Origin of the sequence: Pseudomonas sp. WC2 (assembly GCF_050586545.1) — a bacterium.
Lineage (GTDB): Bacteria > Pseudomonadota > Gammaproteobacteria > Pseudomonadales > Pseudomonadaceae > Aquipseudomonas.
Map to the genome: position 1 here is coordinate 154717 of NZ_JBOBDR010000004.1, position 21224 is coordinate 175940.

15 protein-coding genes are annotated in these 21224 nt (G+C 60.2%); 10 read left to right on the plus strand and 5 right to left on the minus strand.

Annotated elements, in window-relative coordinates; genetic code table 11:
• Nucleotides 1–114: 114 nt before the first annotated feature.
• Complete coding sequence (betT, locus tag ACQ4OE_RS06350; RefSeq protein WP_053124585.1) at nucleotides 115–2112, minus strand: choline BCCT transporter BetT; 1998 nt, start codon at nucleotides 2110–2112, stop codon at nucleotides 115–117.
• A gap of 429 nt (nucleotides 2113–2541) precedes the next feature.
• On the opposite strand from betT, the gene betI reads away from it, so the two are divergent.
• The 9 genes from betI (at nucleotide 2542) to yccS (ending at nucleotide 16404) form a co-directional block, all read left to right on the plus strand.
• Nucleotides 2542–3135 (plus strand): transcriptional regulator BetI, encoded by a 594-nt coding sequence (gene betI, locus ACQ4OE_RS06355; protein ID WP_038363121.1) that lies wholly within the window; start codon nucleotides 2542–2544, stop codon nucleotides 3133–3135.
• Nucleotides 3136–3223: 88 nt separating this feature from the next.
• Complete coding sequence (betB, locus tag ACQ4OE_RS06360) at nucleotides 3224–4696, plus strand: betaine-aldehyde dehydrogenase (RefSeq protein ID WP_430946125.1); 1473 nt, start codon at nucleotides 3224–3226, stop codon at nucleotides 4694–4696.
• A 178-nt stretch (nucleotides 4697–4874) separates the two neighbouring features.
• On the plus strand, nucleotides 4875–6578 hold the full coding sequence (gene betA, locus ACQ4OE_RS06365) for a choline dehydrogenase (protein WP_430946126.1): 1704 nt from the start codon (nucleotides 4875–4877) through the stop codon (nucleotides 6576–6578).
• A gap of 281 nt (nucleotides 6579–6859) precedes the next feature.
• Nucleotides 6860–8302 (plus strand): TldD/PmbA family protein, encoded by a 1443-nt coding sequence (locus ACQ4OE_RS06370; RefSeq protein ID WP_430946127.1) that lies wholly within the window; start codon nucleotides 6860–6862, stop codon nucleotides 8300–8302.
• Nucleotides 8302–9639, plus strand: a complete 1338-nt coding sequence (locus ACQ4OE_RS06375; protein WP_430946128.1) for a TldD/PmbA family protein — start codon at nucleotides 8302–8304, stop codon at nucleotides 9637–9639. The genes ACQ4OE_RS06370 and ACQ4OE_RS06375 overlap by 1 nt, the downstream gene beginning before the upstream one ends.
• Before the next feature lie 139 nt (nucleotides 9640–9778).
• On the plus strand, nucleotides 9779–11206 hold the full coding sequence (gene mdtD, locus ACQ4OE_RS06380; RefSeq protein WP_122594733.1) for a multidrug transporter subunit MdtD: 1428 nt from the start codon (nucleotides 9779–9781) through the stop codon (nucleotides 11204–11206).
• Between the two features lie 80 nt (nucleotides 11207–11286).
• Nucleotides 11287–12672: an ATP-dependent RNA helicase DbpA gene (gene dbpA, locus ACQ4OE_RS06385; protein ID WP_008085781.1), complete on the plus strand. Its 1386-nt coding sequence runs from the start codon at nucleotides 11287–11289 to the stop codon at nucleotides 12670–12672.
• 131 nt (nucleotides 12673–12803) lie between these two features.
• Complete coding sequence (locus tag ACQ4OE_RS06390) at nucleotides 12804–13982, plus strand: NAD(P)/FAD-dependent oxidoreductase (protein WP_430946129.1); 1179 nt, start codon at nucleotides 12804–12806, stop codon at nucleotides 13980–13982.
• 229 nt (nucleotides 13983–14211) lie between these two features.
• Nucleotides 14212–16404 (plus strand): YccS family putative transporter, encoded by a 2193-nt coding sequence (gene yccS, locus ACQ4OE_RS06395; protein WP_430946130.1) that lies wholly within the window; start codon nucleotides 14212–14214, stop codon nucleotides 16402–16404.
• A gap of 122 nt (nucleotides 16405–16526) precedes the next feature.
• Here yccS and ACQ4OE_RS06400 read toward each other — a convergent pair whose 3' ends face one another.
• Complete coding sequence (locus ACQ4OE_RS06400) at nucleotides 16527–17264, minus strand: substrate-binding periplasmic protein (RefSeq protein ID WP_430946131.1); 738 nt, start codon at nucleotides 17262–17264, stop codon at nucleotides 16527–16529.
• Nucleotides 17265–17519: 255 nt separating this feature from the next.
• Between ACQ4OE_RS06400 and ACQ4OE_RS06405 the strand changes: the two genes are divergently transcribed.
• The gene (locus tag ACQ4OE_RS06405; RefSeq protein WP_430946132.1) at nucleotides 17520–17972 is read left to right on the plus strand and encodes a GNAT family N-acetyltransferase; all 453 of its coding nucleotides are present in this window, start codon (nucleotides 17520–17522) and stop codon (nucleotides 17970–17972) included.
• Between the two features lie 97 nt (nucleotides 17973–18069).
• Here the strand turns inward: ACQ4OE_RS06405 and ACQ4OE_RS06410 are convergent, their stop codons facing one another.
• From ACQ4OE_RS06410 to ACQ4OE_RS06420, 3 genes are read right to left on the minus strand one after another with little or no spacing between them, the layout of a single operon-like run.
• Entirely contained in the window at nucleotides 18070–18366 is a 297-nt protein-coding gene (locus ACQ4OE_RS06410) for a winged helix-turn-helix domain-containing protein (protein WP_430946133.1), read from the minus strand.
• Nucleotides 18367–18390: 24 nt separating this feature from the next.
• Nucleotides 18391–18885, minus strand: coding sequence for a M48 metallopeptidase family protein (locus tag ACQ4OE_RS06415; protein ID WP_430946134.1), 495 nt, complete (start codon nucleotides 18883–18885; stop codon nucleotides 18391–18393).
• A gap of 45 nt (nucleotides 18886–18930) precedes the next feature.
• The gene (locus ACQ4OE_RS06420; protein WP_430946135.1) at nucleotides 18931–21054 is read right to left on the minus strand and encodes a putative bifunctional diguanylate cyclase/phosphodiesterase; all 2124 of its coding nucleotides are present in this window, start codon (nucleotides 21052–21054) and stop codon (nucleotides 18931–18933) included.
• Nucleotides 21055–21224: the final 170 nt, after the last annotated feature.

Genomic DNA, 21224 nt, shown 5'->3' on the forward strand with positions numbered 1-21224 from the left:
CGGGACGCTCTGCGTCCCATCGGTGCCAAGCTTGAAATCGGCAGCGTGGCTGGAACGCGGAGCGTCCCTTGAGGCATTCCCACGCAGAGCGTGGGAACGATCCCGAATCACAACTCAGCTATACACCCGGCCAAGGAGCTGCCGATGGCTTTCAAACTGATCGAGCACATCCCGCGTGATCTGATCCTGAGTGAAGCCCATCAGGTCGTAATCCTGGCTGCCGTTGTGCAGATACACTTCGGCGCGGTAGTAACGCTGGCGAGCTTCATCGGACTGGGCCGATTCGGTCGGGGTCGCCAGATAGCCGTCCAGGCTCACTTCGTAAACGAAAGGGTTGCCCTCTTCCATCTCGACGCGCACGCCCATGCAACGCTTGGATTTACCCAGCAGCGTCTGCACTGTCAGACCCTGCGCACGCATCTGCGCGGTGGCATCTTCCAGCGCCGGGCTGACCTGCTTGTCCATGAAGCGCTGCACCACCGATTGGCTCGGCTGCAGATCCAGTTGCGTCAGACGCTCGCTGAAACCACGACGACCGCGCTCCGCCAGTTGCGCTTGCTCCTGTTCGATCTGCACGTCCTGGCGCATGGCCTTGTGCAGGCCGAACATGAAGAACACCAGCACCACCGAGAACGGCAGACCGGCCAGCACCACCATGGTTTGCATGGCTTCGAAGTTACCGGCAAACAGCAGACCGATGGTCACCAGGGTGATCACTGCCGACCAGAAGATTCGCAGCCAGTGCGGCGCATCTTCGTCGACGTTGCCGCCCTTGCAGGACAGGTTCGCCATCATCACCGCGCCCGAGTCGGCCGGGGTCAGGAACAGCACGAAGCCAACAAAGATCGACACACCGATGACGATTTTCGACGCCGGGTAATGCTCAAGCATTTGGTAGATCGCCATCGACGGCTGTTCCAGCGCCGTCTTGCCGAGCTCCACCGCGCCTTGGTTGATCACCAGATCCAGCGCCGAGTTACCGAAGATCGACAGCCAGGCCAGAGTGAAGCCCAGTGGAATCAGCAGCACGCCAGCAACCAGTTCACGCACGGTACGACCACGGGAAATACGCGCGATGAACATGCCAACGAATGGCGCCCAGGAAATCCACCAGGCCCAGTAGAACAGGGTCCACAGGCCCATCCAGCGTTCGGTTTTCTCGGCGCTGCCTTCGTACACATAGAGGTCGAAGGTTTTCAGCACGATGCCGTTGAGGTAGTCACCGATGTTCTGTACGAAGCCGTTGAGCAAGTGCAAAGTCGGGCCGAACAGCAGGACGAAAATCAGCAGACCGCTGAACAACACGATGTTCAGGTTGGACAGACGACGAATGCCGTTCTCCACGCCGGACACGGCAGCGATGGTCGCCACGGTGCTCATCACGATGATCACGATCAAAAGGTTAGTGTTGCTGTGTTCCATGCCGAACAGGTTTTCCAGGCCCGACGACACTTGCAGCGAACCAATCCCCAGGTTCGTCACCAGACCCAGCAGCGTTACGAACATGCCGAAGCCGTCCACCGCATGACCGGCCGCGCCTTTGACCCAACGCTCGCCGACCAGCGGATACAGCGCCGAACGCAACGCCAGCGGTTGGTTATGACGGTAAGCGAAGTAAGCAACAGCCAAGCCGACCAGTGCATAAATCGCCCAGCCGTGCAGGCCCCAATGCAGGAAGGTCAGTTGCACCGCCTGACGCGCAGCCATGTTGGTGGCCGAAGCGCCTTCCGGCGGATTGAAATAGTGATCCAGCGGCTCGGACGCGCCGAAGTACAGCAGCGAAATACCGATACCCGACGAGAACAGCATCCCCGCCCAGGCGCCGTAACTGAAATCCGGGGTGTCATCCTTGCTGCCCAGTTTGAGTTTGCCGTACGAGGAAAACGCCAGACCGACGACGAATACCAGATAAGCGGCGATCACCACCATGTAGTACCAGCCGAAGCTGCGCGACAACCAGGCCTGAGCGATACCCAACAGTCTGCCGGCCTCTTGCGGGGCGATAATCAGAATGGCGGTCAACAACAGGATCAGCGCGGTAGAGGTGTAAAACACCCAACCGTTGACCGTCACCTTCTCGGGCGGGGTCTTTATAAGCGAGGCAGAACTCATGGCACAAATGCTCCAGGCAGTGCGAGAGAAGAACACAAGGCAACACGGAACCCGACCAATCGGTTAGTTGGCAGCCGACCGGCGGGTGATATAAAGACACCCCGAAAAAAGCCCGAACCTGCCGAAATGGCGCTGCGAATCGCTTTCGTGGCCGAAGGTGTACGGACGTTCATCCGAAACCTGGCCCTGAGCGTCTTGCCCTTTCAACACGTCCATCGAATCGCGAACCGCGCCATGCCCCACGCAGGTTTCGAGCATTTTCGGATGTCGGTTTTATCGCCACTTACACGTAGGAAAAATCTGTAGGCAGCGACGATTTGTCGCAGATCTTATTCTTTGTTGATTGAACGTTCAATCAAAACAAAATAGACTGGCCCTCAATCCGATAGGCGTGATTCGCCGCTCGGAAGGCCTAAGGAGATGTGCAAGATGCCCAAGGTCGGTATGCAACCCATCCGCCGCCAACAACTGATCGAAGCCACTTTGCAGGCGGTCGATCAGGTCGGAATGGGGGACGCCAGCATTGCGCTGATCGCCCGTTTGGCCGGTGTCTCGAATGGCATCATCAGTCACTACTTTCAGGACAAGAACGGCCTGATTGCCGCCACGATGCGGTATCTGATGACTGCCCTCAGCGAGAGCGTCACCGCGCGCCGTCAGGCGCTGGCAGATGACAGCCCACGGGCGCATTTGCAGGTGATCATCGAAGGCAACTTCGACGCCAGCCAGGTCAATGGCCCGGCAATGAAAACCTGGCTGGCCTTCTGGGCCACCAGCATGCACCAGCCGTCTTTGCACAGGTTGCAGCGGATCAACGATCACCGTCTGTATTCCAACCTGTGCTGCGAGTTCCGCCGTGTGTTGCCGCTCGAAGATGCGCGCAGCGCAGCGCGGGGACTGGCAGCGTTGATTGACGGCTTGTGGTTGCGCGGCGCTTTGTCGGGAGACGCTTTCGACACGGCGCAGGCGCAACAGATCGCTTACGAATACATGGATTTCCAATTGGCCAAGAAGGTGAGCTAGAGCACACAGAAAACGCTCGGCCCCTGAACGCCACCGCAGCTTCAGCGCGGTGGTCAACGCCAACAACCAATGCACTTGCGAGGACACTATGGCCCGTTTCGAACTGCAAAAACTTTACATCGATGGCGCGTACTCTGACGCCGGCAGCGATGCCACCTTCGAAGCCATCAACCCGGCTAACGGTGAAGTCCTCGCACAGGTGCAACGTGCGACCAAGGAAGACGTCGAGCGCGCCGTGGTCAGCGCTGAAAAGGGCCAGAAAATCTGGGCCGCGATGACCGCCATGGAGCGTTCGCGCATCCTGCGTCGCGCCGTCGACATCCTGCGCGAGCGCAACGATGAGCTGGCCGCGCTGGAAACCCTGGACACCGGTAAATCCTTCTCCGAAACCAAGTACGTCGACATCGTTACCGGTGCTGACGTGCTGGAATACTACGCAGGCCTGGTGCCGGCCATCGAAGGCGAGCAGATCCCGCTGCGTGACACTTCTTTCGTCTACACCCGTCGCGAGCCGTTGGGCGTTGTCGCCGGTATCGGCGCGTGGAACTACCCGATCCAGATCGCGCTGTGGAAATCCGCGCCAGCCCTGGCGGCCGGTAACGCGATGATCTTCAAGCCAAGCGAAGTCACCTCGCTGACCACCCTGAAACTGGCCGAAATCTACACCGAAGCCGGTGTTCCAAACGGTGTGTTCAACGTACTGACCGGCAGCGGCCGTGAAGTCGGCACCTGGCTGACCGAGCACCCGCGCATCGAAAAAATCTCCTTCACCGGCGGCACCGACACCGGCAAGAAGGTCATGGCCAGCGCTTCGGCTTCGTCGCTCAAAGACGTGACCATGGAACTGGGCGGCAAATCCCCGCTGATCATCTTTGATGACGCCGACCTCGATCGCGCTGCCGACACCGCAATGATGGCCAACTTCTACAGCTCCGGTCAGGTCTGCACCAACGGCACTCGCGTGTTCGTTCCGGCGCACCTGAAAGCCGCTTTCGAAGCCAAGATCGTTGAACGCGTTGCGCGCATCCGCGTTGGCAACCCGGAAGACGAAAACACCAACTTCGGCCCGCTGGTCAGCTTCGCGCACATGGAAAGCGTGCTGGGCTACATCGCCAAGGGTAAAGAACAAGGCGCTCGCGTGCTGTGCGGCGGCGACCGTCTGACCGACGGCGAATTCGCCAAAGGTGCATTCGTGGCACCAACCGTGTTCACCGATTGCACCGACGACATGACCATCGTGCGTGAAGAAATCTTTGGCCCGGTGATGGCGATCCTCTCCTACGAGACCGAAGAAGAAGTGATCCGCCGCGCCAACGACACCGACTTCGGCCTGGCCGCCGGTATCGTCACCAAAGACCTGAACCGCGCCCACCGCGTGATTCATCAACTGGAAGCCGGTATCTGCTGGATCAACGCCTGGGGCGAGTCCGACGCCAAAATGCCGGTTGGCGGTTACAAGCAGTCGGGTGTAGGTCGTGAAAACGGCATCAGCTCGCTGAACAACTTCACCCGCATCAAATCGGTACAGGTCGAGCTGGGCGATTACGTCTCGGTGTTCTAAGACCCGAGATTTGTATTGCTCGCGAGGCCGTCTTCGCGAGCAGGCTCGCTCCCACAGGTTTGGTGTCGTGCACCAAATCTGTGGCATCCCCAATCCCCTGTGGGAGCCAGCCTGCTGGCGATTGAGTGCACAGCACTCACCCGGCCTGACCTGACCACTATCAAAGAGGGTGCATTCAATGTCCCAAGAATTCGATTACATCATCATCGGTGCCGGCTCGGCCGGTAACACCCTGGCGACCCGTCTGACTGAAGACGCCGGCGTCACCGTTCTGCTGCTTGAAGCAGGCGGCCCGGATTACCGTCTCGACTTCCGCACACAAATGCCGGCTGCTCTGGCGTTCCCGCTGCAAGGTCGCCGCTACAACTGGGCCTACGAAACCGATCCAGAGCCACACATGGACGGTCGCCGGATGGAATGCGGTCGCGGCAAAGGCCTCGGCGGTTCTTCGTTGATCAACGGCATGTGCTACATCCGTGGCAACGCGATGGACTACGACGGCTGGGCGAAACTGCCAGGCCTGGAAAACTGGTCATACCTCGACTGCCTGCCGTACTTCCGCAAAGCCGAAACCCGTGACATCGGCCCGAACGATTACCACGGTGGCGAAGGCCCGGTCAGCGTGACCACGCCGAAGGCTGGCAACAACCCGCTGTTCCACGCCATGGTTGAAGCTGGCGTACAAGCGGGTTACCCGCGCACCGAAGACTTGAACGGTTACCAGCAGGAAGGCTTCGGCCCGATGGACCGCACGGTGACGCCGAACGGCCGTCGTGCTTCCACCGCCCGTGGCTACCTCGACACCGCGAAAAAGCGTTCGACCCTGACCATCGTCACCCACGCCCTGACCGACAAGATTCTGTTTGAAGGCAAGCGCGCGGTCGGCGTGCGTTATCTGGTCGGCGACGCTGAAGAGCGCGTTGAAGCCAAGGCCCGTAAAGAAGTGCTGCTGTGTTCCGGCGCCATCGCTTCGCCGCAGATTCTGCAGCGTTCCGGTGTCGGCCCGGCGAAACTGCTGGAAAGCCTCGACATCCCAGTGGTTCACGACCTGCCGGGCGTCGGTGAAAACCTGCAGGATCACCTAGAGCTGTACCTGCAATACGCTTGCACCCAACCGGTTTCGCTGTACCCGTCGCTGCTCTGGTACAACCAGCCAGCCATCGGTGCCGAGTGGCTGTTCAACGGCACCGGCATCGGCGCCAGCAACCAGTTCGAAGCCGGCGGTTTCATCCGTTCGCGTCCGGAATTCGAATGGCCGAACATTCAGTACCACTTCTTGCCGGTGGCGATTAACTACAACGGCAGCAACGGTGTGAAAGAGCACGGTTTCCAGGCGCACATGGGTTCCATGCGCTCGCCAAGCCGTGGTCGCATCCAGGCCAAGTCGAAAGACCCGCGCCAGCACCCGAGCATCCTGTTCAACTACATGGCCACCGAGCAGGACTGGCAAGAATTCCGCGACGGCATCCGCCTGACCCGCGAAATCATGCAGCAGCCGGCACTCGATCAATACCGTGGCCGCGAAATCAGCCCGGGCATCGAAGTGCAAACCGATGAGCAGCTGGACAAGTTCATCCGCGAGCACGCCGAAACCGCGTTCCACCCGTCCTGCTCGTGCAAGATGGGCACCGACGAGATGGCTGTAGTGGATGGCGAAGGTCGCGTGCACGGCATGCAGAGCCTGCGTGTGGTCGATGCCTCGATCATGCCGATCATCACCACCGGCAACCTGAACGCGCCGACGATCATGATCGCCGAGAAAATCGCCGACAAGATCCGTGGCCGCCAGCCGCTGCCGCGTAGCACCGCCGACTACTATGTCGCGGGCGATGCGCCGGTGAAGGGCAAGCCGATGCGTGATATCACCCCGGCTGCTCAGTAAGACGTAATACCTCCACCTGATCGTTCCCACGCTCTGCGTGGGAATGCATCCCGTGACGCTCCGCGTCACACAGCGGACGCAGAGCGTCCATGGCGGCGTTCCCACGCAGACGGTTCGACGCCTCGACGTGGGAACGATCTCCTGCCTCGCACAGTAAATCCCCCTACACTCCCTCTTCACTTGATCCTACCCCCACGCAGGCCTACTCTAGACCTCGCGCAACCGTTTCACCCCCTCCCCGCCGTTGCTCTACCGCTTCCCCCTGACAAGGAGGTTCCCGAATGTTCGATTTCCACCCCCAGCTCAAGCAGCGCTTCGCTGCCTTGCGCACGGGCGCTGAATTCTTTTCCCTGCGGTATGTACGCGAGTCCGGTCAGTACCTGTCGGTGCGCAAGAACGTCGCCGAACCGCCGAGCCTGAGCCGCGACGAAGGGGTGATGCTTACCGTGCGCGTCAATGGCGTTGAGGCCTACGCGGCGACCAACGACCTGTCGCAACAAGGCCTGCAAGCCGCACTTGAGCGCGCCGAACTGCAAGCCCGCCAGCTCAAGCCGCATGCGCTGCTCGACCTGCGCGATCAGCCAGTGTCCAGCGATCGCGCTGATTACTTTTCGCCCAATCTCGAACAATCCTTTCCGTCCCTGAGCGAATGCTTCGAGCTGCTCGGCGCGGAATCCGCCTCGGTGCCAAAGGATGAGCGCCTGGTGAACTGGCAGGTGAGCATTGGCATTACCCACGTCGAACAGATTTACCTGAGCAGCGCCGGGGCTGAATTGCGCCAGGCCCAGCGCTTCGTCTATCCAGGCCTCGACGTCACCGCCTACGACGGCAACGACAGCCAGACCCGCAGCCTCGGCCGCGAAAACTTCGGCCAACAGGGCGGCGCTGATGTGATCAGCCGCTGCGGTTTGATCGGCGCCGGCCCACAGGTCGCCGATCAGGCGCTGCAACTGCTACTCGCGCCGAACACCCCGCAAGGCCCGCGCGACCTGCTGCTGATGCCGGATCAAATGATGCTGCAGATCCACGAATCCATCGGCCACCCGCTGGAGCTCGACCGCATTCTCGGCGACGAACGCAATTACGCCGGCACCAGTTTCGTCAAAACCAGCGACTTCGGCAGCCTGCAATACGGCTCGAAACTGCTCAACGTGACCTTCGATCCGGGCATTCCTGAAGAACTCGCCAGCTACGGCCACGACGACGACGGCACCGAGGCCAGCAAACAATTTCTGATCCGCGAGGGGCTGCTGCTGCGTCCGCTGGGCGGTGCGCTGTCGCAATACCGTACCGGCATGGACGGCGTTGCCAACAGCCGCGCCTGCGGCTGGAACCGTGCGCCGATCGACCGTATGGCCAACCTCAACATCGAGCCGGGCGATCAGCCGTTGAACAAACTGATCGAAGGCATCGAGCACGGTATTTTGATGAGCACCAACCGCTCATGGTCGATTGACGATGCGCGCAACAAATTCCAGTTCGGCTGCGAATGGGGTCAGTTGATCGAGAATGGTGAACTCAAAGGCGTAGTAAAAAACCCGAATTACCGGGCGATTTCCGCGCATTTCTGGAAAAGCCTGCGCGCGGTCGGCGACGCCAACACCGTCAAGGTGCTGGGCACGCCAAACTGCGGCAAGGGCGAACCGAACCAGGTGATCCGCGTCGGCCACGCTTCGCCAGCCTGCGTATTCAGCAACGTTGATGTGTTTGGGGGAGACGCCTGATGAGCATTTCGAAGAGTCAGTCCGACGCCTTCAAGGTCATGGTCAATTGGCTGCGCGACAGCGTGCGCGAGCCGGAACAGTTCACCCTCAGCTTTGCCGCCGAGTCTTCGGCGTTCGTGCGCTTCAACCACGCCAAGGTGCGCCAGGCCGGGCAAGTGCAGCAGGCCAACATCGTTCTGAAACTGATTAACGATGGTCGTCACGCCGACCTGCAAGTCACCCTGTCCGGTGATCAGGAAGGCGATCTGCAACGCCTCGCCGAAGGCCTGCAACAACTGCGCGAAACCCTACCGCTGCTGCCGCAGGATCCGTATCTGTTGCTCAACCACAACGGCTGGCAGAGCAAGAATGTGCAGGAACATCCGTTGCCGGACACGGAACAGGTGGTCGATGAAATCTGTGCTGCCGCTGAAGGTCTGGACTTGGTTGGCTTCTATGCCGCCGGCCCAATCAGCCGTGGTTTCGCCAGTTCAGCGGGGGCGTTTGGCTGGCATCAGGCGAACAGCTTCAACTTCGACTTCAGCCTGTTTCACGACAACGGTGAAGCCGTAAAAGCCAGCTATGCCGGGCACGATTGGAGCAGCGAAGGTTTCGCCAAGCGCTTCGGTCAGGCACGCGAGCAACTGGAGTTTCTCGGCCGCCCACTACGCACCTTGGCGCCGGGGCAGTACCGAGCCTATCTGGCACCGGCGGCGCTGGAAGAAATCATGGGCATGCTGAGCTGGGGTGGTTTCTCGGCGCAGTCGATCGCCAGCAAAAGCAGCCCGTTGCAGAAGCTGTATGTCGGTGATCAGGCGTTCAGTCCGCTGGTGTCGCTGGACGAGAAAGTCAGCGAATCGTTGAGCCCGGCGTTTTCCGGTGAGGGTTATCCGCGCAGTGATTTGCGTTTGATCGTCGAAGGCAAAGCGGGCGATCAACTGGTCGGTTCGCGCAGTGCGGCGGAATATGGTCTGGCCGCCAACGGCGCCGGTGGCGGTGAAATGCCCAGCGCGTTGAACATGGCGGCGGGTGATCTGTCCCAAGCAGAGATCCTCAAGCAATTGGGCACCGGGTTGTACATCAGCAACCTGTGGTACCTGAACTACTCGGATCAGCCGGCGGCGCGCATGACCGGCATGACCCGTTTCGCGACTTTCTGGGTCGAGAACGGCGAGATCCAGGCGCCGGTCAGCACCATGCGTTTTGACGACAGCGCTTACAGTTTGCTCGGTTCGCAGCTGGAAGCATTGACCGCCGAACGTGAGTTGTTGCTGTCGGCGAGTACGTACAGCCAGCGCAATACCTCGTCGGCGTTGCTGCCGGGAGCGCTGGTCAGCCGGTTGACCTTGACGCTCTGACGGCAATCGTTCCCACGCTCTGCGTGGGAATGCAGCCCGGGACGCTCCGCGTCCCTGCCGAAAGCGGACGCGGAGCGTCCGTTGAGGCATTCCCACGCAGAGCGTGGGAACGATCATCAAACAGACAACAAGAGGTTCCATGCCCAACCGCCCGCCTCTCGACGCCATCACCGCACGCTGGTTGCCGTGGGTCGTCGCCATTGCGTTCTTCATGCAATCCCTCGACGGGACCATCCTCAACACCGCCCTGCCCGCCATGGCCCGCGATCTCGCCGAAGACCCGTTGCGCATGCAAGGCGTCATCATCGCCTACATGCTCACCGTGGCTTTGCTGATTCCGGCGTCGGGCTGGATCGCCGACCGCTTCGGCACCAAGAAAATCTTCTTCGGCGCGATCTTGCTGTTCAGCTTCGGCTCCTTGCTCTGCGCGCTGTCGAGCAGCCTGAGCATGCTGATCGGCGCCCGAGTGATTCAGGGTTTGGGCGGTGCGCTGATGCTGCCGGTCGGGCGCCTGGTCGTGCTGCGCGCTTACCCGCGATCCGAACTGGTGCGGATCATGGGTTTCATCACCATTCCCGGCCTGCTCGGCCCATTGATCGGCCCGACCATGGGCGGCTGGATGGTCGAATACCTGACGTGGCACTGGATCTTCCTGATCAACCTGCCGGTCGGCGTGATCGGTTGCTACGCGGTGTGGAAATTCATTCCCGACCTGCGCGGCAGCGAGCGCACGCGGTTCGATAGCCTCGGCTTCCTGCTGTTCGGCGCGGCGATGATCCTGATCACCATCGCCATGGAAGGCCTCGGCGAATTGCACCTGCCGCACCTGCGCGTGATGTTGCTGCTGTTCGGTGGCATGGCCTGTCTGGCGGCGTATTGGTTGCGCGCCGGGCACATCGAAAACCCATTGTTCGCACCGTCGCTGTTCAAAACCCGCACCTTTGCCGTCGGTATTCTCGGCAACCTGTTCGCCCGTCTCGGCAGCGGTGCTCTGCCGTTTCTGGTGCCGTTGCTGCTGCAAGTAGCGCTGGGCTATTCGCCGTCGCAAGCGGGGATGAGCATGCTGCCGCTGGCCGCTGCAGCGATGATCGCCAAGTGGGTGGCGCGGCCGCTGATCGAACGGCTCGGCTATCGCATCGTCCTCACCGGCAACACGCTGGCGCTGGGGATCATGCTCGCGAGCATGGGCCTGGTCAGCGAGCAGACGCCATATTGGCTGTTGCTGTGTCTGCTGGCGGTGCTCGGTGCGATCAACTCGCTGCAATTTACGGCGATGAACACCGTGACCCTGATTGATCTCGACGATGCGAGCGCCAGCAGTGGCAACAGCTTGCTCTCGGTGGTAGCGCAGTTGTCGTTGAGTCTCGGGGTCGCGTGCGCCGGAGCGTTGCTCGGCGGGTTTACCGCGGAGATCGGTAATGATGGGGTCGAGACCGTGCTCGGTGCATTCCAGCTGACCTTCGTTACCGTCGGCATCATGGCGATGTTGGCGGCGACGATCTTCTCGCAGCTGTCGAAAGAAGACGGCCGCCGCGCCAAACGGCCGGAAGAACACATCGAACATTAACCACTGTTCGTCCAGAACTTTCGAAGAAAGTGGCACGGGGCTGCTACACTGCGCGACATTTTGTTTTGCAGGCCAGTCCCGTGACCACCATCGCCACCGCTTTTAATACTCTGCCGCTGTCCGCCGCCATGCTGGCTAACCTCGAATCCCTCGGTTATGCCCAGATGACGCCGATCCAGGCGCAGAGCTTGCCGGTGATCCTCAAGGGGATGGACCTGATCGCCCAGGCCAAGACCGGCAGCGGCAAGACCGCCGCGTTCGGCATCGGTTTGTTGAACCCGATCAACCCGCGCTATTTCGGTTGCCAGGCGCTGGTGATCTGCCCGACCCGAGAGCTGGCCGACCAGGTCGCCAAGGAAATCCGTCGCCTGGCCCGTGCCGAAGACAACATCAAGGTCCTGACCCTGTGCGGCGGCGTGTCCTTCGGCCCGCAGATCGCTTCGCTGGAACACGGCGCGCACATCATCGTCGGCACCCCGGGCCGCATTCAGCAGCACCTGCGCAAGGGTTCGCTGGTCCTCGATGGTCTTAACACGCTGATCCTCGACGAAGCCGACCGCATGCTCGACATGGGTTTCTACGACGCCATCGAAGACATCATCGTCAAGACTCCGGAGCGTCGTCAGACCCTGCTGTTCTCTGCCACGTACCCGGTGGGCATCAAGCAACTGGCGTCGAAGTTCATGCGTGATCCGCAAACGGTGAAAGCCGAAGCGTTCCACGATGACACGCAGATCGAGCAGCGCTTTTACGAGATTTCTCCAGAAGATCGCATGAGCGTGGTGACCAAAGTCCTGCACCACTTCCGCCCGGCGTCGTGCGTGGCGTTCTGCTTCACCAAGCAGCAGGTTCAGGAAACCGTTGATCACCTGACCGCCAAAGGCATTTCCGCCGTCGGCCTGCACGGCGATCTGGAACAGCGTGATCGCGATCAGGTGCTGGCGATGTTCGCCAACCGCAGTACTTCGGTATTGGTTGCCACCGACGTCGCCGCCCGGGGTCTGGACATCGATGCGCTGGACATGGTGATCAACGTCGAACTGGCCCGCGATTCGGAAATCCACATTCACCGCGTCGGCCGTACCGGTCGCGCTGGCGAGAAAGGAATCGCGATCAGCCTGGTTGCTCCGGGCGAAGCGCATCGTGCGCAGGCCATCGAGCAGCTGCAGAAATCACCGCTGAACTGGGATCAGGTCGATAACCTCAAGTCCCAAGGCCTCGCCCCGTTGCAACCGCCGATGACCACGCTGTGCATCGGTGCTGGCCGTAAAGACAAGGTTCGCCCGGGTGACATTCTCGGTGCATTGACTGGCGACGCCGGTATTCCCGGTGCGCAGGTGGGCAAGATTGCGATCTTCGACTTCCAGGCTTACGTGGCCGTTGACCGCACCGTGGCCATGCAGGCCTTGCAGCGTTTGAACGACGGCAAGATCAAGGGCCGTTCGCTGCGCGTCCGCATCCTCTGACCTGATCGTTCCCACGCTCTGCGTGGGAATGCATCCCGTGACGCTCCGCGTCACATAACAACGGACGCAGAGCGTCCATGGCGGCATTCCCACGCAGAGCGTGGGAACGATCATTGTGTGAGGACACCGTTTTGCGCTCTACCGAAGTCGTGATCATTGGCGCTGGCGCCGCTGGGTTGATGTGTGCACTGACCGCCGCCGGGCGTGGGCGTCAGGTATTGCTGCTCGACCACGCGAACAAGGCCGGCAAGAAAATCCTGATGTCGGGCGGTGGCCGCTGCAATTTCACCAACATGTACACCGAACCGAGCAATTTCCTCTCGCAGAATCCGCACTTCTGCAAATCCGCACTGGCGCGTTACACCCAGTGGGATTTCATTGGCATGGTCGGCAAACACGCCGTGCCGTACCACGAGAAGAAACTCGGCCAACTGTTCTGCGATAACAAATCCAGCGACATCCTCGAAATGCTCCTCACCGAGTGCGATCAGGCCGGCGTCGAACTGCACCTCGACACGTCGATCCAGACCATCGAGAAAGTCGAGAGCGGTTACTTGCTCGACACCACCCTCGGCCAGATCCAGTGCCAGTCGCTGGTGATCGCCACCGGCGGGCTGTCGATCCCGACGCTGGGCGCCACCGGTTTTGGTTATCAAGTGGCCAAGCAATTCGGCCATGAACTGCTGCCGACCCGCGCCGGCCTGGTGCCGTTCACCATCACCGATCAGCTCAAGGAACTCTGCACCGAGTTGTCCGGGACGTCGGTGGATTGTCTGGTCAGCTGCAACGATCAGAGCTTTCGCGAAAACATCCTGTTCACTCACCGTGGCCTCAGTGGCCCGGCGATTTTGCAGATTTCCTCGTTTTGGGAATCCGGCGACACCGTCGAGATCAACCTGCTGCCGGATCACGACGCGGCGAGCTGGTTGCAGCAGCAAGTGACCGAGCGTCCGAACAGTGAATTGAAAACCCTGCTGGGTGAGATCTTCACCAAGAAGATGGCCAATCTGCTGGCGGACAACTGGTTTGTCTCCAAGCCGATGAAGCAGTACACCCACGCTGAACTGGCGGAGATTGCCGAGAAGCTCGGCAGCTGGAAAGTCGTGCCGGCGGGGACTGAGGGGTATCGCACTGCCGAGGTAACCCTGGGTGGCGTCGATACTCGCGAAGTGTCGTCCAAGACCATGGAGTCGCTGAAAAGCCCGGGTCTGTATTTCATCGGTGAAGTGCTTGACGTCACCGGGCATCTGGGCGGTTTCAACTTCCAGTGGGCTTGGGCCTCAGGCTACGCTGCTGCGCAGTACGCCTGATCCAGAATCAAACACAAAACCTGTGGGAGCGAGCCTGCTCGCGAATGCGGTATATCAGTCGACATATATGTTGAATGACACTCCGCTTTCGCGAGCAGGCTCGCTCCCACAGTGGTTTTTGGTGTAAGTAAAAGGAACACTTTTTGCTGTCAGATGTGATCGGCGCCATTGCGTCGGCGTCATTACTGGCTCAATTTAGCGGCATCGCCTCGGAAGGCCTTCGCACTTCATGTCCTCGACCTCGTTTCGTCAGTCTTTGCGGCGCCTGTGGGCGCTGGATAAATTCAGCTACAGCGTGCGGGTGTTCATCGCCCTGACCGGCAGCATGGCGCTGTGTTGGTATCAGGATGAAATGGGCCTGTTGATCCCGTTGTTCCTCGGCATCATCGCCAGCGCGCTGGCCGAGACCGACGACAGTTGGCAGGGCCGGCTCAACGCCCTCGCCGTGACGCTGGTGTGTTTCAGCATCGCCGCGCTGTCGGTTGAATTGCTCTTCCCCTACCCCATCGTCTTTGCCATTGCCTTGGCGCTGGCGAGCTTTGGCTTGACCATGCTCGGCGCGCTCGGTGAGCGTTACGGGGCGATTGCTTCGGCGACATTGATTCTGTCGGTCTACACCATGATCGGCGTTGATCAGCGCGGTGGCGCGGTCACCGATTTCTGGCACGAGCCGATGCTGCTGGTCGCCGGTGCGGCGTGGTACGGCTTGCTTTCGGTGTTGTGGCAAGCGCTGTTTTCCAATCAGCCGGTGCAGCAGAGTCTGGCGCGGTTATTCCGTGAGCTGGGCTTTTACCTGAAGCTGAAAGCCTCGCTGTTCGAGCCGATCCGGCAGATGGACGTTGAAGCCCGGCGTCTGGAACTGGCGCAGCAAAACGGTCGCGTGGTGGCGGCACTGAACAGTGCCAAGGAAATCATCCTGCACCGGGTCGGCAACGGTCGCCCCGGCTCGAAAGTCAGCCGCTACCTGAAGCTGTATTTCCTCGCGCAAGACATCCACGAACGTGCCAGTTCCTCGCATTATCCATACAACGCTTTGGCTGATGCGTTCTTCCACAGCGATGTGCTGTTCCGCTGCCAGCGCCTGTTGCGCCAACAGGGCAAAGCCTGCCGTGCACTGGCCGAATCGATCCAGATGCGCCAGCCCTTCATTTACGACGCCAGTTTCGCCGAAGCCCTGAGCGACCTCGACGCCTCTCTTGAACACCTGCGTATCCAGAGCAACCCGGCGTGGCGCGGATTGCTCCGTTCGCTGCGCGCACTGGCCGCCAACCTTGGCACCCTCGACCGTTTGCTCAGTGACGCGAGCAATCCCGACGCCTTGGCCGACGCCACCGACAGCAGCCTGCTCGACCGCTCGCCGCGCAACTTCAAAGACGTCTGGATTCGTTTGCGCACGCAACTGACCCCGACCTCTCTGCTGTTCCGTCACGCCCTGCGTCTGCCACTGGCGCTGAGCATCGGCTACGGCATGGTGCACCTGATTCACCCGTCGCAGGGTTACTGGATCATTCTCACCACGCTGTTCGTCTGCCAGCCAAACTACGGCGCCACCCGACGCAAACTCGGTCAGCGGATTTTCGGTACAGCCATCGGCCTGACCGTGGCGTGGGCGCTGTTCGACCTGTTCCCGAGCCCGTTGGTGCAGTCGTGTTTCGCCATCGCTGCCGGCGTGGTGTTCTTTACCAACCGCACCACCCGCTACACCTTGGCAACGGCGGCGATCACCATCATGGTGCTGTTCTGCTTCAACCAGGTCGGCGACGGTTACGGACTGTTCCTGCCACGGTTGTTCGATACCTTGCTCGGCAGCCTGATTGCCGGTCTGACAGTATTTCTGTTCCTGCCGGACTGGCAGGGTCGGCGTCTGAACAAAGTGCTGGCCAACACCCTGACCTGCAACAGCATCTACCTGCGTCAGATCATGCAGCAATACGCCGCCGGCAAGAGCGACGACCTCGCCTATCGTCTGGCCCGGCGCAACGCGCACAACGCCGATGCGGCGCTGTCGACGACGCTGGCGAACATGCTGATGGAGCCGGGGCATTTCCGTAAGGAAGCGGATGTCGGTTTCCGTTTCCTGGTGTTGTCGCACACGTTGTTGAGCTATCTGTCAGGCCTGGGCGCGCATCGCGAGACTCAGCTACCCGCCGATGTGCGCGAGCATTTGATCGATGGCGCCGGAGTGAAACTGGCGACGAGCATTGATGAAATCGCCCAAGGACTGGCGAACAAGCAGCCGGTGGCGATTCAGAGTGACGAAGAAGAAGCGCTGGCCAATGAGCTGGAGCAGATGCCTGATGAGATTGATGAAGGCCAGCGGTTGGTGCAGACGCAACTGGCGTTGATTTGCCGGCAGTTGGGGCCGTTGCGGACGTTGGCGGCGCATCTTATCAAGGACACCAGTGAGGTTAGTGCTGGCTGACAGGACGCCATCGCGAGCAGGCTCGCTCCCACACTGGATTTATGCACGACACAAACCCCATGTGGGAGCGAGCCTGCTCGCGAAGAGGCCATCAGACACCCAGCAAATTCAGGATCAAAAACTCACATCCCATGCTGCCTCAACAACTTGTCATAACTCCCATCCGCCTTCATCGCCGCAATCGCCTTGTCAAACCCCGCGACAATCTGCTCATGCTGCGGGTTCTTCAGACTGACCAGAATATGCAGGCTGTTCTCACTCAACGGCTTGGGCAAAAACTCCACGGCATTGCGCACCTTGGCGGATTCCCGCGCCAGGTAGTACTTCGCCACGTACTCATCCTCCAGCGCCAACTTGACCCGATCCGCCGCGAGCATGCGCACGGCCATGGCGAAGTTATGCACAGGGACTTTCTGCAACGCGGTGTCGGCATCGAACGGCGCCGAATAGGCATAGCCGCGCACAACTGCAATCGGATAGGTGTGCAGTTGCTGCAGGTTGGCGTATTCGAGCGGCGTGTCTTTGCGCTTCAGAAAGCGAATGCGATTGAGCAGATACTCCTCGGAAAACTGGCCGATTTTGGTCCGCTCGTCGTTGTACCAGGCGTTGACCAGCACGTCGTAACGCCCTTCGCCCACCCCCAGCAATGCCCGCGCCCACGGCACCTGTTCATAGCCGCTGGCATACCCCGCCCGGGCCAGCGCGGTGCTGACGATGTCGGTGGCCAGGCCGCCGTTTACCAGCGTGTCGTCGGTGAAGGGCGGCCAGATATCAAACACCAGCCGCAGCTTATCCGCTGCAGCGGTCTGAGCCAGCAAGAGCAATCCGATCAAAGCAAAGGCTCGATGCAGTCGCGGCATGCTTGAAAATCCTTAGCGGGCGGGTTGCCCTGCATGTTTTCAGTCAAAACCCCAAGGCCCCTTACCGGCTAAACCCAGGCACTAACCTTAGCTCAATGACGCCAAGGTACGGTGCTCTCCTGCAGATTACACAAAGACGCCACGCGCGCGAGAAAGGAATGATGGCATTTTGATCTTTGTCACAGACTCTTACGCCATGCAGACATCGACGGCGAGGCCGCTTAGTATCGGGCGACACGTTCAAGGAATCGCAAAATGACAGTCGAGTGGGTCTGCAAACATCACAGTGATCTGGGCAAAGAACAGCTGTACGCGCTGTTGAAGCTTCGATCAGACGTGTTCGTCGTCGAACAGAAATGCGCCTATCCGGACCTCGACGGCCAGGATCTGGAAGGCGACACCTATCACCTGATGGGTTGGGAAGATGACCAATTGATGGCGTACCTGCGCCTGCTGGATCCGGAATCCCAGGGCGGCGACGTGGTGATTGGCCGCGTGATTACCGCACCGCAGGGTCGCGGCAAAGGGCTGGGCCACGAAATGATGGAGCAGGCGTTGAAACAGGCGGAGAAGCATTGGCCACAGGTGCCGATCTACCTGTCAGCGCAGGCGCATTTGCAGGGGTATTACGGCAAGTACGGGTTTGTTGTGGCGGGTGAGGAATATCTGGAGGATGACATTCCGCATATCGGGATGCGTCGCCCTTGAGTGCCTCTTCGCGAGCAAGCTCGCTCCCACAGGGAAACGCATTGCAACTGTGGGAGCGAGCCTGCTCGCGAAAGCGTCAGCTCAGGCGCCGCAGGACTCAGGGGTACTCAAGCACAGCCTTGATCTGCCGCAAATTGCGCTCGATCCACCCGCGATCAATCGCCCCCCACTCGCGAATCCGATAGCGCCCGGCATGGTTGCGTGCGCCCTCTTCCTGCGCGAATTCACAAACGATATCCAGATCCGCCAACGCGGCAATCGTGTCCTGCGCCGTGCGCCGGGGCATGCCGGTCACTTCGGTCAGCGCAGGCACACTGGCCGCCAGACCGCTGTCGATCAGATACGCCACGTACAAACGGCGATAGAAACTGCTTTTGGTCTTGCTGACGTCCATCCCCACCTTCCTGGTTGCGTACGGTTAAGCCTGCATATCCCGCCACGTCAGGTACACCCGCAGATCGAACTCGATCTGGTGATACCCCGGCAGCATGTACTCGCACAATTTATAAAAAGCTTTGTTGTGATCGGACTCTTTGAAGTGCGCCAGTTCATGCACGACGATCATTTTCAGAAAATCCGGCGCGGCGTCCTTGAACAGCGAGGCGATACGAATCTCTTTCTTGGCCTTGAGCTTGCCACCCTGCACCCGCGACACCGTGGTGTGCAGGCCCAACGCGCGGTGGGTCAGGTCGAGGCGGTTGTCGAACAGCACCTTGTCGATGGCCGGCGCGTTGCGCAGGTATTCCTGCTTCAGGTCCAGCGCATAGCCGTACAACGCCTTATCGCTCTGCACATCGTGCCGGCCCGGATAACGCTGGCTCAGGTAATCGCCCAAGCGCCCTTCGGCGATCAGTTGGCGCACCTGATCCTGCAATTGCGCGGGATAGGCCTGGAGGTACTTCAACACAGTCATGGACGGGCGACACGGTTCGAAAAAAGGTGCGCCAGTGTAGCGAATTCAACCGGGCAGCGCGCTCCAGTCGAAGGGCTCGGCGAAGCTTGCCGCGTCTTCGGCGATCAATGGCCGGGCGACCAGGAAGCCTTGCACGTATTCGCAGCCATGAGCTTGCAGCCATTGGTATTGTTCGATGGTTTCGACACCTTCGGCGATCACCAGCAAACCGTACTGTTTGCACAGGTTGATCACGGTGCTGACCAGCGACGCGTCGCGGGCGGAGTCCGGCAATCGGGCGATGAGGTGGCGATCGAGCTTAAGCGTATCCAGTTCCAGATCCCGCAGATGCGCCAGCGAACAAGGCCCGGAGCCGAAATCATCCAGCGCCACGCGCACGCCGAGATTGCGCAGTAGGCGCAGTTGTTTGCGGGTTTCGTCAGGGTTCTGCATCAGCGCTTCTTCGGTAACCTCGACCTCCAATTGCCGAGGCTGCAACGCGTGGCGCTCCATCACCTGACGCAATTCGGTGACCAGATTCGGCAGGCTGAACTGGGTATTGCTCAGGCTCACGCCGAGCACCAGGTCTTCGGCAAACAAGGTTTCCCAGGCTTTACGCTGACCGGCACCGCGATGATAAATCCAGCTGCCGAGGCGACTGATCAGCCGCGCTTCTTCCAGCAATGGCAGGAACAGTCCCGGCGGCACATCGCCAACGCTCGGGTGCTGCCAGCGTAACAACGCTTCGAACCCGCGAATCTGGCCAGTGTCGATGGCCACTTGCGGCTGATAGACCAGATTGAAATCGCGGTTCTCGATGGCCGTGCGCACGCTTTCTTCCAGCATCAAACGCGAACGCGCGCGGCCATTCATTTCATGATCGTAGAAACGGTATTGCTGGCGACCCGCGCGTTTGGCTTCATACATGGCGATGTCGGATGCGCGGAGCAGACCGTCGAGGTTCGAACCGCAATCGGGAAAAGTGGCAATGCCAATACTCGCGCCGAGCGCGATATCCAGGCCTTCGATCTGCTGACAGATCGACACGCGTTCGATGAGTTTTTCGGCAATCTTTGCGGCTTGCTCGGGGAATTCCAGATCCAGCAGCGCGGTGAATTCATCACCGCCCATGCGCGCGAGGATGTCAAACGGCCGCAAGCATGCCTTCAGTTGCTCGGAAACCCAGCGCAACACACGGTCGCCGGCATCATGGCCCAGCGAGTCATTGACCCGCTTAAAGCCGTCGAGATCCAGATACATCAACACCCAACTGCTGTCGCTGCGTTCGCCGCGCAGCAGCAGATTTTCCACGGTCTGGTAAAAGCCTCGGCGATTGAGTAACCCGGTCAGAGGGTCGGTGACCGCCTGAAACTCCAGCTGCTGATGCAGATGGCGCACGACCGACATGTCCAGCACGGTCACCACCATTGCATGTTGTTCGGACGGTAACGTCGCGCAGGACAAGGCCACCGGCACTTGCTGCCCCGGCGCCGTACGCAGCAGCGCATCGTGCAGACGCAAGGTCTCGCCACGTTTGTAACTGGCATAAAATTCGGAATCGGCCCACACCGGAATGTGCGGTTTCTGCAGATAGTCGAGAAACTCCTGCCCCTCCAGTTCCTTCACCGGTGCGTTGAGCAAGCGCGAAATCGCCGGGTTGGCGAAGCGGATCACGCCATCTTCACCCAACACCAGAATGCCCTCGGCGGCGTTATCCAGCACCGAAGCATTGAAGGCACGCGCCACTTCCAGATCGTGACTCAGACGCTGCAAGGCACGGCGATTGCGCTGGTGTTCCAGCAACGCCTGAACCTTGGGCTTGAGAATCTGTGGGTCGAACGGTTTGAACAGGTAATCCACTGCGCCGCTGGCATAGCCCTTGATCACGGCATCCTGCGACTGCTCGTTGGCGGTGAGGAAAATAATCGGCGTGAGCCGCGTCCGCTGGCTACCGCGCATCAGCCGCGCGACCTCGAAGCCGTCCATGCCCGGCATCTGCACATCCAGCAGCACCAGATCGACGTCATGTTCGAGCAATAGACTGAGCGCCTCGAAACCGGAGGCTGCGGTGATGACTTGCCAGTCCTGACGCTGCAGCAACGCACGCATGCTTATCAGGTTTTCAGGGTAATCATCCACGATTAAAAGGACAGAGCTGCCTTCACCTGGCTGGGGTTGCGCGCATTCCATGCTGCTTCTCTTGTCGGGACTACAGGTCGGTTCCGGTAAAAACCGTAGACATACTGAGCGTTCACTCTAGTCCCGGATCGGTAAAAGCAATAGCTGTCATCAGGCCATCATTTAACCAAAGCCTCGATTTACCGACTAACGGTCAGCGCTGAGGCCCCCGGAAACCGGGA

What these genes read in the sequence shown, in the direction of transcription:
- betT (WP_053124585.1), bottom strand. Translation starts at nt 2,112, where the DNA reads ATGAGTTCTGCCTCGCTTATAAAGACCCCGCCCGAGAAGGTGACGGTC.
- betI (WP_038363121.1), top strand. Translation starts at nt 2,542, where the DNA reads ATGCCCAAGGTCGGTATGCAACCCATCCGCCGCCAACAACTGATCGAA.
- betB (WP_430946125.1), top strand. Translation starts at nt 3,224, where the DNA reads ATGGCCCGTTTCGAACTGCAAAAACTTTACATCGATGGCGCGTACTCT.
- betA (WP_430946126.1), top strand. Translation starts at nt 4,875, where the DNA reads ATGTCCCAAGAATTCGATTACATCATCATCGGTGCCGGCTCGGCCGGT.
- ACQ4OE_RS06370 (WP_430946127.1), top strand. Translation starts at nt 6,860, where the DNA reads ATGTTCGATTTCCACCCCCAGCTCAAGCAGCGCTTCGCTGCCTTGCGC.
- ACQ4OE_RS06375 (WP_430946128.1), top strand. Translation starts at nt 8,302, where the DNA reads ATGAGCATTTCGAAGAGTCAGTCCGACGCCTTCAAGGTCATGGTCAAT.
- mdtD (WP_122594733.1), top strand. Translation starts at nt 9,779, where the DNA reads ATGCCCAACCGCCCGCCTCTCGACGCCATCACCGCACGCTGGTTGCCG.
- yccS (WP_430946130.1), top strand. Translation starts at nt 14,212, where the DNA reads ATGTCCTCGACCTCGTTTCGTCAGTCTTTGCGGCGCCTGTGGGCGCTG.
- ACQ4OE_RS06400 (WP_430946131.1), bottom strand. Translation starts at nt 17,264, where the DNA reads ATGCCGCGACTGCATCGAGCCTTTGCTTTGATCGGATTGCTCTTGCTG.
- ACQ4OE_RS06405 (WP_430946132.1), top strand. Translation starts at nt 17,520, where the DNA reads ATGACAGTCGAGTGGGTCTGCAAACATCACAGTGATCTGGGCAAAGAA.
- ACQ4OE_RS06410 (WP_430946133.1), bottom strand. Translation starts at nt 18,366, where the DNA reads ATGGACGTCAGCAAGACCAAAAGCAGTTTCTATCGCCGTTTGTACGTG.
- ACQ4OE_RS06415 (WP_430946134.1), bottom strand. Translation starts at nt 18,885, where the DNA reads ATGACTGTGTTGAAGTACCTCCAGGCCTATCCCGCGCAATTGCAGGAT.
- ACQ4OE_RS06420 (WP_430946135.1), bottom strand. Translation starts at nt 21,054, where the DNA reads ATGGAATGCGCGCAACCCCAGCCAGGTGAAGGCAGCTCTGTCCTTTTA.